The 11,548-nt window shown below is 36.1% G+C and carries 16 protein-coding genes; all 16 read left to right on the top strand.

Annotation, left to right across the window (positions count from 1 at the left end; all coding sequences use genetic code 11):
• Positions 1-8: 8 nt before the first annotated feature.
• The gene (locus K9N40_02055) at positions 9-2,294 is read left to right on the top strand and encodes a polysaccharide biosynthesis tyrosine autokinase (GenBank protein ID MCF7813245.1); all 2,286 of its coding nucleotides are present in this window, start codon (positions 9-11) and stop codon (positions 2,292-2,294) included.
• Positions 2,230-3,084: a 4-(cytidine 5'-diphospho)-2-C-methyl-D-erythritol kinase gene (ispE, locus tag K9N40_02060; GenBank protein MCF7813246.1), complete on the top strand. Its 855-nt coding sequence runs from the start codon at positions 2,230-2,232 to the stop codon at positions 3,082-3,084. Before K9N40_02055 ends, ispE begins: the two co-directional genes overlap by 65 nt.
• Complete coding sequence (spoVG, locus tag K9N40_02065; protein ID MCF7813247.1) at positions 3,081-3,389, top strand: septation regulator SpoVG; 309 nt, start codon at positions 3,081-3,083, stop codon at positions 3,387-3,389. The genes ispE and spoVG overlap by 4 nt, the downstream gene beginning before the upstream one ends.
• Before the next feature lie 3 nt (positions 3,390-3,392).
• The gene (locus tag K9N40_02070) at positions 3,393-4,340 is read left to right on the top strand and encodes a ribose-phosphate pyrophosphokinase (protein ID MCF7813248.1); all 948 of its coding nucleotides are present in this window, start codon (positions 3,393-3,395) and stop codon (positions 4,338-4,340) included.
• 85 nt (positions 4,341-4,425) lie between these two features.
• Positions 4,426-5,091: a 50S ribosomal protein L25 gene (locus K9N40_02075; protein MCF7813249.1), complete on the top strand. Its 666-nt coding sequence runs from the start codon at positions 4,426-4,428 to the stop codon at positions 5,089-5,091.
• Complete coding sequence (gene pth / locus K9N40_02080; protein MCF7813250.1) at positions 5,091-5,672, top strand: aminoacyl-tRNA hydrolase; 582 nt, start codon at positions 5,091-5,093, stop codon at positions 5,670-5,672. The genes K9N40_02075 and pth overlap by 1 nt, the downstream gene beginning before the upstream one ends.
• A 47-nt stretch (positions 5,673-5,719) precedes the next feature.
• Entirely contained in the window at positions 5,720-6,001 is a 282-nt protein-coding gene (rpsF, locus tag K9N40_02085) for a 30S ribosomal protein S6 (protein MCF7813251.1), read from the top strand.
• Between the two features lie 12 nt (positions 6,002-6,013).
• Positions 6,014-6,463, top strand: a complete 450-nt coding sequence (locus tag K9N40_02090) for a single-stranded DNA-binding protein (GenBank protein MCF7813252.1) — start codon at positions 6,014-6,016, stop codon at positions 6,461-6,463.
• A 76-nt stretch (positions 6,464-6,539) separates the two neighbouring features.
• Entirely contained in the window at positions 6,540-6,896 is a 357-nt protein-coding gene (gene rpsR, locus K9N40_02095; protein MCF7813253.1) for a 30S ribosomal protein S18, read from the top strand.
• Between the two features lie 14 nt (positions 6,897-6,910).
• Entirely contained in the window at positions 6,911-7,780 is an 870-nt protein-coding gene (locus tag K9N40_02100; protein ID MCF7813254.1) for a YybS family protein, read from the top strand.
• Positions 7,761-8,207 carry a 50S ribosomal protein L9 gene (gene rplI / locus K9N40_02105; protein ID MCF7813255.1) on the top strand — a complete coding sequence of 149 codons (447 nt, stop codon included), beginning with the start codon at positions 7,761-7,763 and terminating at the stop codon, positions 8,205-8,207. The genes K9N40_02100 and rplI overlap by 20 nt, the downstream gene beginning before the upstream one ends.
• Positions 8,208-8,230: 23 nt before the next feature.
• The gene (locus K9N40_02110; GenBank protein MCF7813256.1) at positions 8,231-8,779 is read left to right on the top strand and encodes a hypothetical protein; all 549 of its coding nucleotides are present in this window, start codon (positions 8,231-8,233) and stop codon (positions 8,777-8,779) included.
• Between the two features lie 13 nt (positions 8,780-8,792).
• Positions 8,793-9,101, top strand: coding sequence for a DUF721 domain-containing protein (locus K9N40_02115; protein MCF7813257.1), 309 nt, complete (start codon positions 8,793-8,795; stop codon positions 9,099-9,101).
• 13 nt (positions 9,102-9,114) lie between these two features.
• Complete coding sequence (gene rpe / locus K9N40_02120; protein MCF7813258.1) at positions 9,115-9,756, top strand: ribulose-phosphate 3-epimerase; 642 nt, start codon at positions 9,115-9,117, stop codon at positions 9,754-9,756.
• Between the two features lie 6 nt (positions 9,757-9,762).
• On the top strand, positions 9,763-11,085 hold the full coding sequence (gene ffh / locus K9N40_02125) for a signal recognition particle protein (protein MCF7813259.1): 1,323 nt from the start codon (positions 9,763-9,765) through the stop codon (positions 11,083-11,085).
• 174 nt (positions 11,086-11,259) lie between these two features.
• Positions 11,260-11,548: 30S ribosomal protein S16 (gene rpsP, locus K9N40_02130; GenBank protein ID MCF7813260.1), on the top strand; the 289-nt coding region annotated here is incomplete at its 3' end.

The raw sequence follows: 11,548 nt of genomic DNA on the forward strand, positions 1-11,548 counted from the left end.
ATTTTTTAATGGAAAACAAACAATTGAATCAATATTATGAAAGCATAGAAGAACAGGAAATAAAGTTATCAGATTATATTAGAATAATCTCAACTTTCAAATGGTTAGTGATCTTTGTATTCTTAGCAGTTTTTGCTGCCACGGTTATCTATACAGCTCGTTCTCCCAGAATATATAAGGCAACTTCAAAAGTCTTGCTTCAGGAAAAGATGACAAATAACCTGCTGTTCACAGGTTTCAATAATACAGCTTCATCGATTAACAACAATATCCAGATTTTGAAGAGTTATCCTGTATTACAACTTACATTTCAGCTTCTAAAACGAGATAATGATTTTGATTCTTTTCCAATCAATCAAATCGAAGGATCTCCCGCAGGATATATAAGAGAAAATTTATCTGTAGATACTGAACGGGAAACCGATATAATGATTATTAATTTTGAATCTACAAATAGTGTGGAAGCGAAAGCAATAGCAAATGCTGCTGCAAGAGCACTTATGCAGCAGGACACCGATTATGCAAGAATTGAATTTCGTAGTACAAGAGAATTTCTGGCAGAACAACTGGAAGATAATGAACGCCAATTAATGGCAGCAGAAGAAGAACTCAGAAATTTTAAACTGGATAATAATATTTCTCTGCTTACGCAAGAAACCGAGCAGCTTATCGAGCAATCTGCAGAACTTTCTGCCTTACTTTCGGCTGCCGAAACTGAAAGAGATGTTTCGCGAAAGCACGTTAATTATCTCCAAAACGAATTATCTCAACAAGACACATTTCTTCTGGATGTAAACAGTGTCTTGACTTCTCCGCTTCTGGAACAATTGAAAACGGAAATCGTTGCAAATCAGACCCAATATGTAAACCTTTTGACCAGATTGGAATATTCTCCCGATCATCCTGAACTGTTAGCTCTGAATAAAGCAATTGAAAGCGCTAAAAAAAGATTGAATGATGAAATTCAAAGAATCAGCTCTGTTAATACAGGTTCCTCCGATCCCCTGCAATATCGAGCTTCTTTGATAGACAAAATTTCCGCAGCTAAAATTGAACTAAATATTAATGAAGCAAAAGTGGCAAGTTTACTGAAAGCGGTAGAAGCATACAATCAGAAAATGTCACTTTTACCTGATACGGAAATTGAACTGGCTAGATTGGAACGAAGCTACAGAATTAGCGAAAAAACATATATTATGCTAATTGAAAAATATGAAGAAGCAAAAATCGTAGAACAATCAAAAGTTGGTAGTATTCGCCTGGTAGAAGAAGCTTTAGCACCAGAAAATCCCATAAAACCAAACATTAAAATGAATCTTCTGATCGGTATTGTGCTTGGTTTAGGTTTGGGAATTGGATTAGCTCTACTTCTTCATTCATTAGATTCCAAAATTAGAAATTTCGATGATGTAAAAAGATATGTAGGACTTCCAGTATTGGGAACTATTCCGCTAATTCAGACTTCCGACTCTGATTTCGATGATGTGGAAAAAATGATGAAAACAGCCAAAGGTGAAGAGAAAAAGGAATTGGAATTAACCCTCCAACAGATGGACTCAAAAATAATCAGTAACTACGCTCCAAAATCTTCAGCAGCTGAGTCTTTCAGGATTTTACGAACAAACCTGGTAGCCAAAAAGAAAGAAGATGAATCAATGAGTATATTGATCACCAGTTCAGGTCCCAAGGAAGGTAAAACAACTATTCATACAAATTTAGCAACTACACTTTCCCAAATGGATGCGAAAGTTATCTTAGTCGATTTGGATTTAAGAAGACCGCGTGTTCACAGCATGTTCCATATTCCCAAAGAAGATGGTATCAGTGATTTTCTGGTCGATAAAACTACTAAGTTAGAACCTTTTATCAAGAAATCATCTGTTCCAAATTTAGATGTTATTACAATCGGTTATATACCACCTAATCCTTCTGAACTTCTCGCATCAAGTAGAATGGATGAAGCAATAAAAATACTGAAAACAAAATATGACTTCATTCTATTCGATGCTCCTCCTGTAATTGCTGTAACAGATGCAATGATACTTGCTAAGAAAATAGATTATCTTTATCTTGTTGTAAGAGTTTCACAAGCAGATAAACTGGTAATAAAACGAGCCAAGGAGCTTTTAGAAAATATTGATGTAGATATTACTGGAGCAGTTATAAACGGAATCATCCCTCAAAGCTATTACAGCAGCAGCGAATATCACTATTACTATTACTACTATTATGGAAAAGAACAGAAAAAGAAGCGTCTCTCTTCGATCTTACGCAAAAATAAACCTGTTTCTTGATATTCTTTCCAAGCGACGGGATGGTTATCATAATATCAGGACAATTTTTTCTGAAATAGAGATTTACGACCGCCTAAATTTTACTTTGACAAAAAATGGTGCTGTTCAGATTTTGTCAGACATGGACTTTGTAAGTGTAGATAAGAATTTAATTTATAAAGTCGCGGTCTTTATAAAAGAAAAATTTAAAGTGAAAGAAGGTGCTGAAGTAGAATTGGAAAAGAATATTCCAATTTCAGCAGGATTGGGCGGTGGAAGCAGCAATGCTGCAACTACAATAATTGCTTTGAACAAAATCTGGAATTTATACTTATCCCAAGATCAAATGCACGAAATTGCTGCTGAATTTGGAAGTGATATAAATTTTTTCCTTCATGGCGGAACTGCTATTGGAGAAAATCGTGGTGAGAAAATAGTTCCTGTTGATGATATTGAAATCGACAATATTTTCCTGGTAAATCCAGGATTTGGAATTTCCAGCAGAGAAGCTTACCAAAATGTAGCTATAAGCACTCCCATTAGTAACTGGAATAAAATTTTAGAAACTGGAGATGTGAAATTCTGCTTCAATAAATTGGAATCTGGCATATCGAAATTTTATCCGGAAATAACAAATATTATAAAATATTTAAATGAGAATGGAGCTGCACAAGCTATTCTCTCTGGAAGTGGAGCTACAGTTATTGGCTTTTGTCCCAATAGAGAAATTGCAGAAAAATTCTCAGAATATTTTTCCAAGAAAAAGTATTGGAATTGCATTACAAAAACAATAAAAAGGAGAACAAAATGAACATTACAGATGTAAAAGTATTTATCAGAGAAAGCAATCAACTGAAAGCATTCGTCAATATCGTTATCGACGATGCATTTATCGTGAGAAACATCAAAGTTATTGAAGGTGAAAATGGACTATTCGTAGCCATGCCAAGCCGTCGTGTCAGCACAGGAGAATATCGCGATATCGCACATCCTATCAACACTGAAACAAGAAATATGATCGAAAAGATCATCATCGAGAAGTACAAAGAAGTCTTGCAAGATGCTCTTTCCAATGCCGAAGGTACTGAAGAACCTAAAGAACAAACTGAAGAATAATCAATGTTTTCAAGGCTCAAGGTTTTTACTGGAAATGCAAACGTCGAATTGGCAAAAGAAGTTGCCAAATTTGCTGGAATTCCTTTGGGAGAAGCTGATGTTTTTAAATTTTCCAATGATAATACATTTGTGAAAATAAATGAAAACGTTCGTGGAGCTGACACATTTATCATTCAACCAACTTGTTATCCTGTTAATGATAACTTGATGGAATTATTGATAATGATCGATGCCCTGAAGCGAGCTTCTGCACAAAGAATCAATTGTGTAATTCCCATATTTGGTTATGCCAGATCAGATAAAAAAGATCAACCGCGTATTCCCATTACAGCAAAACTTGTTGCCGACCTTTTAGGTGTGGCAGGAGCCGATCGTATTGTGGCAATGGATTTGCATTCAGATCAAATTCAGGGCTTTTTTGATATACCGGTCGATCATTTGAATTCACTACCAATATTCGTTCGATATTTTACAGCCAACCTTGATCTTTCCAATGCTGTTATTGTATCTCCGGATACAGGTGGTACGGCCAGAGCGAGAGCTCTTGCTGCCAGGTTGGATCTGGGTTTGGCTATCGGCGATAAACGAAGAACGGGTAATGATGACAAAACTGAGATACTGAATATCATCGGTGATGTGGAAGGCAAAATCGCGATTCTGTTTGATGACATTATCGATACCGGTGGAAGTCTTTGCAAGATGTCTAATGTTCTGATGAAAAAAGGTGCTAAGAAAGTTTATGCTGCTTGCGCTCATGGAATTTTATCGGGAAAAGCTATTGTAAATCTTGAAAAAGCTCCGATCGAAAAAGTTTTCATTACAAATTCAGTACCACTTTCCAAAGAAAAACAAAAATGCAAAAAAATAGTACAGCTCTCCATAGCTGAACTATTGGCAACAGCTATAAAAAAAATACATATAGAGGAGTCATTAAGTATCTTATTTAGATAGATTACTTGAACGCTATAAGTTTTGTAGTAGCAAAAGAATGAATACTACGAAAAGCACAGTAGTGAATGATTACAACGGAGGATAGATGAACGTAAAAATCAAAGCTAAAATCAGAGAATTAGGAAAGAAGTCCGATCTGAAACGTTATCGGAAAGAGGGCTTTATTCCTGCTGTAATTTATGGTGAAGGAAAAGAAGGAAAATATATTCTTCTGGATCATACTGCTTTTAATAAAAGCTTTAGAAAAACTATTGGTGGAGTTGCTATTTTTGACATCGATGTCGATGGAGAAGAACATTCAACTTTTATCAAAGACAAACAGGTCCATCCAGTTTCCAGAAGAATTGTACATATCGATTTTGTTGAACTTCACAAAGGTCAACCAATTACTTTGGAAATACCAATCAAATTTGTTGGTGTAGCAAAAGGTTCAAAAGAAGGTGGAGTTGTGGAATATCTGCACAGATCGATCGAGATTTCCTGTTTACCAAAAGATATTCCAGATGAAATTGAAGTTGATATTTCAGATTTAGGTGTTGGAGATGCTCTTCACTTCGCAGAAGTTAATCTCCCAGACACAATAACTACAACAATGGCAGATGATACTGCTATAGTTTCGGTTAAAGAACCTCAGATGAAGCTTGTAGTAGAAGAACCAGAAGAAGGTGAAGAACTCGAAGAAGGAGCAGTTTCTGAAGAAGGTGAAGGAGATTCTGAAGAAAGAAAAACTGAAGAAGAATCTTCTGAATAATGAGATTGATCGTTGGGTTGGGAAATCCTGGTAATAAATACAAAAATAATCGACACAACCTGGGTTTTCTTTTAGCAGATCGATTTGCCAGCAGCAAAGATATCAATTTCAAAAGCAGGAAGAAATATGATTTCTGTAAGCTGCAGGACATTGTTCTGATCAAACCTAAAACTTATATGAATAGAAGTGGAGCAGCCGTTACTTCGGTTCTCACCGAAAATAGATTGGAAGACATTCTGGTAATCGTAGATGATATTTATCTGCCGGTTGGAGAAATACGTTTAAGAAGAAATGGCGGCTTTGGAGGACACAACGGTCTCAAATCGATCGGAGAAGCTCTGGGAACAGATAACTTCAAACGAATGAGAATCGGCGTTGGTTCTCCAGATAAGGAAGAACTTTCAGATTTTGTATTATCTGACTTTTCTTCTGCAGAAAACCAAAAAATGCAAATTGTGATGCAATTTGCAGAAGATCTTTTAAAAGAATATGTAGAATATGATTTCGACCAGATGGTCGCATTATATAGTAAATTGAAAAAATCCTATTCTGAGAAAATACAGGACTCTCAGGATCAGTAGAACAAACGTGCTTGTTTGTTCAGAAAAAGACCAAAGGAGGAAAAATGCTGAAAAAGTATGAAAGCATGATCATCGTTTCACCATCACTCAGTGAAGACGGTTCAAAACAGATCAACGAAACCATTCAATCTTTTATCAAAGATAATGGTGGAGAAGTTTTGAACACAGATGAATGGGGCAAGAAACGTTTAGCTTACGAAATTCAAGATGAACGCGAAGGTATCTTCTTCGTAAATTATTACACATTTGATCCCGCAAAAATCGATGACTTAGACCGTCTTTTAAAATTGAATGAAAATGTTCTTCGTTATAATATTCTTGTAAAATAAAGGGGAGTTGATATGAGTGAACTAAGATTTCCAAAGATCAACACTATTATTTTAAGCGGACGTTTGACCCGAGATGTAGAATTACGTTATATTCCGAATGGAACTCCAGTTGCAAAACTCTCTTTAGCTTTCGATAGAAGTTATCAAAAGAATGGAGAATGGCAGCAGGAAACCAGTTATATCGACGTAACTGTGTGGAGTAAACGTGGAGAACAATGTGCCGAGTATCTTCGAAAAGGCAGTCCTGTCCTGGTAGAAGGTTATTTGCGCACACATTCTTATGTAGATTCAAACAATCAAAATCGAAAAGCTACCGAAGTAGTAGCATACAAAGTATCTTTCCTGGAAAAATCTGATATGGGTTCGGCACAATACAATCCTGCCAATAATAATAATGCTGATCAGAAACAGGATAACATCAATTCCGAAGCCACAATGACAGATGATGATGTACCATTCTAGGAAAAAAGTTTCTTTTGAAGAAACAAATTCTAATTAATAAATTATGAATTAATTAGATTTACTTTAAGGAGAAAACATGGAAGAAAAAAAAGAAACAAAAAAAAATGTAAACGATCAAGCAGATAAAAAAGTGGAAGAAAAGAAAGAAAGAAAAGAATATAAACGTTCAGAAAGTTCAAGAAGACCACAGAAAAAACGTTTTTCCAGAAAGAAATTTTTCTTCAAAAAACGTGTGTGCTTCTTTTGCACAAACAAAGATTCTGTGATTGATTACAAAGATGTTGGCCTGATGAAAAGATTTGTTTCCGATAATGGAAAGATCTCTCCCCGCCGGTTTACCGGAACTTGCGCCAAGCATCAGAAAAAAGTTTCTGTAGAAATCAAGAAAGCCCGTCAGATGGCTCTTCTTCCTTTCACAGACAAGCACAAATAATTTCAGTTAGTTAGATGTATGTTGTTGCAGTTTTAGCAGCTTTCATTACATCACTCTCTCCTCTGGGAGGGATGATCTTTACACTGGCATATGGTGGTAAATACCGGGAAAATATAACCAGATTTCTAACTGTATTTTTAGCAACTGGAATTTTGTTATTCATAACTAAAATTGTTGATGTTGTAACTTTTACCGACATTTTTTTGGGAGTCGGCATTGCTGCAGCTATCTACTTTTTTGTATTACGAAAAACAGGAAATTATCTTTTTTCAATTTTAGCGGCATACGGTTTTGATGCAATTATTGCAATAATCAAAAAAATTGCTTTTGGATCAATCATTCTGGACAATATAAATATTGCTTTAAATACTTATCAGAAGCTGATGGAATCATCATTTCAAAATAATCCTGAACAGATGGATTTAGGATTGCAGCTGATGGAAACAACCAGGCAGATCTTTGAACAATATTATGTTGGTATCTGGATGCTTTCTATCATTGTCGGATTATATTTGGGAACTCTAATTATTTCCAAAAACAGCGAGATCAAATGGCAGCACAGATTTATTCAACTTCAGTATGAATCTATCTACTTTGTCATCGCTGCTTTGATTTTATTTGTGATCCCGAAATGGCGAATTCTCGGTATGAATGCACTATTAATTTTAGCGCCATTATTTTTGATAGAAGGAATCTCAATTCTGGATTTTTATTGGGGAGATTTCTTTAAAAAAACAAAATTTTTACTTTTTTTGTTGATTATTTCGATGGTGTTCAATTATTTTATACTAAGTTTGATAGCCTTGATAGGGCTGTTGGATATTTGGTTTGATTTTAGAAAAATTAGAAATACGGAGGACATAGATGAAACTAATTCTAGCTAAGAATGTAGAAAAGCTAGGAGAGGCAGGAAGCGTGGTAGATGTAGCCGATGGCTATGCAAGAAATTACCTGTTACCACAAAACCTGGCTATTGTAGCAAATCAATATAACCTTTCCAAAGTGGAAGCAATAAAGAAAGAAGCTGAAGCCGAAAAATTGGCTATGGAAAACAAGTACAATGGAATCGTTCAACAGATCAATGATCTGGGTGAAATTTCATTCCAGAGAAAAGCTGACGAAAATGATCATTTATTCGGTTCAGTTTCCGAAGTTGATATTGCCAACGCTTTAGAGGAAAAAGAAATTGAGATCCATAGATCGAATGTAAATATGGAAAAACATCTCAAGGAAATTGGCAGTTTTGATGTTGAAATCGAATTCATTAACGACATTAAAACTACATTGAAAGTTAAAGTTGAGAAAGAGTAAAAAAGAATAGAGGGAGGTAAACCTTGAAGAAGATCATAAATTTTATCGGATGGCTTGTACTACTTTTAGCATTTGCATCACTGGGGCTTTCATCCGATGATCCTACATTTGGATTTTTCTTTTATCTGGCATTTTTTGTAGTTGTTTTTGGACTTGTGTTCCTTTATATCAAAAAGCATCAGAAAAGAAAAGAATCTAATCCTAAAACCTTGATCATTATTCATAAAGTATCAGGTCTTGCATTGTTGATTGTTGCCCTTTTCAGCCCGATTATTGCACTCAGGAAAATTCAACTACCGTTCACTCCTAATTTGATCATTCTGGTTATTACTGCAGCGATGATCTTTTTGGGAATTATTGCTGTTCGTTTGGTAAACAAAGGCGGCGCAATAAAACTTTTAGGATTGCTGTTGCTGATTTTGTTATCAGCAATTCCAGCTTTTTTTGCAACCTCTTATCTAAGCCAGTTTTTCCCGAATGCCTACAACGCGTTGGGAACATCATACTGGGCAATAATAGCAGTAGCAATCTTTTCCTGGTGGGGTTTGTCTCTTTATTCCAGCAAAAAATAATAGCTGAGTTCTGATGGATCTGATGCGCTCCGGCAGTGCCTGGAAAAGTATTGTTTATCGCATTGCCGGCGATGATAAGAAAGATTTTGTTACTCTGGCTTTCGGTTGGAAATCTATTGTAGGAAATATTTTAGCCGAAAGAACTCAATTGCACAAAATCGAAAAAGATGTTCTTTTTGTTTCTGTTGCAAACAGTGTGTGGATGCAGGAACTTATTTTACGCAAAGAACAGATCCGAAAAGATATTCATTCTATTCTGAGAATAAAATTAGCAGAAATCGTTTTTTTCGTAGGAAAAGAAGATAAAAAGATCAGGATTTAAAACAGGAAATATTATGGTAAAAATAGCACCATCTCTGCTTTCAGCAGATTTTATGAATCTGGAAAAAGAGATTCATCAGATTGAAAAAGCAGGAGCTGATATTCTTCATCTGGATGTGATGGATGGGCATTTTGTGCCAAATCTCACGTTCGGAATGCCGATAATTCAGCAGATAAAGCAGATTGCGTCTATTCCTCTCGATGTTCATCTGATGGTGACTAATCCGCAAGTTTACCTTGAAAAACTTGGAGAATGGAAGATCGAATATGTTTCATTTCATCAGGAAACTGTGTTTCATCTGCATCGACAGCTCCATGTTTTGAAGCAACTTGGAACGAAAGCTGGAATCGCTTTGAATCCGGCAACTCCGGTGGAAACCATCTTCCCTGTTTTAGCCGATCTTAATTTTGTACTTTTGATGAGTGTTAATCCCGGTTTTGGAGGACAATCATTTTTACCATTGGTTTTCGATAAAATTGATAAGCTTTCTGCAGAAGCAAAGAAGGTAAATCCTGATTTGGAAATCGAAGTCGATGGTGGCGTGAACAACATAAATGCCAAAGATCTGGTAAAACACGGTGTAGATATTTTAGTTGCTGGTTCTTATATTTTTGGAAGTAATAGTTCCAAAGATAAAATAAAGAGTTTGAGATAGGTTTTCATGTTTAATAGTTTAACTGAACGATTTGATAATATTTTTCGCAAGTTAAAAGGTCACGGGAAACTTAGCGAACAAAACATCAAAGAATCGATGCGGGAAGTTCGTCGTGCACTCCTGGAAGCGGATGTAAACTTCAAGATCATTAAGGAATTCATCAACAATGTAAGCCGGAAAGCTGTCGGCACAGAAGTGATGAAAAGCCTTACTCCCGGTCATCAAGTCGTCAAGATCGTTCATGCAGAACTTATCGAACTGATGGGAAGCGAAAGCTTCAAAGTTCGACTTCATGATAATAAAAAGAACAAGATCATGCTGGTGGGATTGCAGGGTTCTGGTAAAACAACAACTTGTGCAAAACTTGCCAGTAAATTCCGAAAAAATTCCATCAATCCTGCTTTAGTTGCCTGCGACATTTATCGTCCGGCTGCTATTCATCAATTACAGGTTCTGGGCAAGCAGCTCAGCCTGCCGGTTATTGCAGATGAAAAATCGAAGAATGTTCTAAAGATAGCAAAAAAGGCTATTAAGGAAACTGAGAAATCAGATGAAAATCTGCTGATCTTTGATACAGCCGGCCGCCTTCATATAGATGAAAAACTGATGAAGGAACTGCGTGATCTGAAGAAATTCTTGAAGCCGGATTATATCTTTTTTGTAGCAGATGCAATGACCGGACAGGATGCTGTGAATGTTGCTAAAGAATTTAATGAACAATTAGAATTCGATGGTGTGATATTGACGAAAATGGATAGTGATGCTCGTGGTGGTGCGGCACTTTCCATTAAAGCAGTTACCGGAAAACCTTTGGTTTTTGTAGGAACAGGTGAGAAAATATCAGAGCTTGAGGAATTCCATCCCGATAGAATGGCAAACCGCATTCTGGGAATGGGAGACGTTCTCAGTCTCATCGAAAAGGCTGAACAGACTATCAATACAGAAGAAGCTGAAAAATTAGCAGAAAAACTGAAAAAAAATCAGTTCACCTTCACAGATTTTCTATCTCAGCTGCAGCAACTGCAAAAAATGGGTCCTATGGACCAACTTCTTGGTATGATGCCGGGAATGAACAACAAAGCTCTCAAAGGTTTAAAAGTAGATGAAAAAGACATTAAGCACATTGAAGCTATCATCTATTCGATGACTCGCACTGAGCGCGAAAAACCCACCATCATAAACGGCAGCCGCCGTCATCGAATTGCTAAAGGCAGTGGCACTTCCATTCAAGAAGTAAACCGACTGATAAAGCAATTTGATCAAATGAAAAAAATGATGAAAAAATTCAATAATCCCAAAGCATTCAAAGGTGGAATGCTGCCGTTTTAAAATCAGGAGTTTTCGATGAATAAACGTGTACATTTCCAGCCTATAAATTCAAGAATATTAGTAAGTTATTCATTTAGTGCAGGTTGGCAGAAAATGCTTGACGATAAACGGGGTAAAAAAAATTAATCCATTTTATTATAAAAGATAATACTTGGAAAATGATAAGGAGTAGAAATGGTAAAGCTTAGGCTTAAAAGAATGGGCAAAATAAACAAGCCCTTTTACAGAATTGTATGTCTTGATTCTCGCAAAAAGAGAGATGGTGCTTATCTTGAAGCAATTGGATATTACGATCCCAAAACAGATCCGCTTACACTGAAAGTGGATACTGATAAAGCACTTTATTGGCTCGGCAAAGGTGCTCAGCCCTCCGATACAGTACATTCACTGCTGAAAAAAGTTGGTGTGATGCAGAAGTTTCATGAATCGAAATTTGGAGTAAATGAAACTGCAGAAAAAGAAA

This window comes from Candidatus Cloacimonadota bacterium, from assembly GCA_021734245.1.
Taxonomy (GTDB): domain Bacteria; phylum Cloacimonadota; class Cloacimonadia; order Cloacimonadales; family TCS61; genus B137-G9.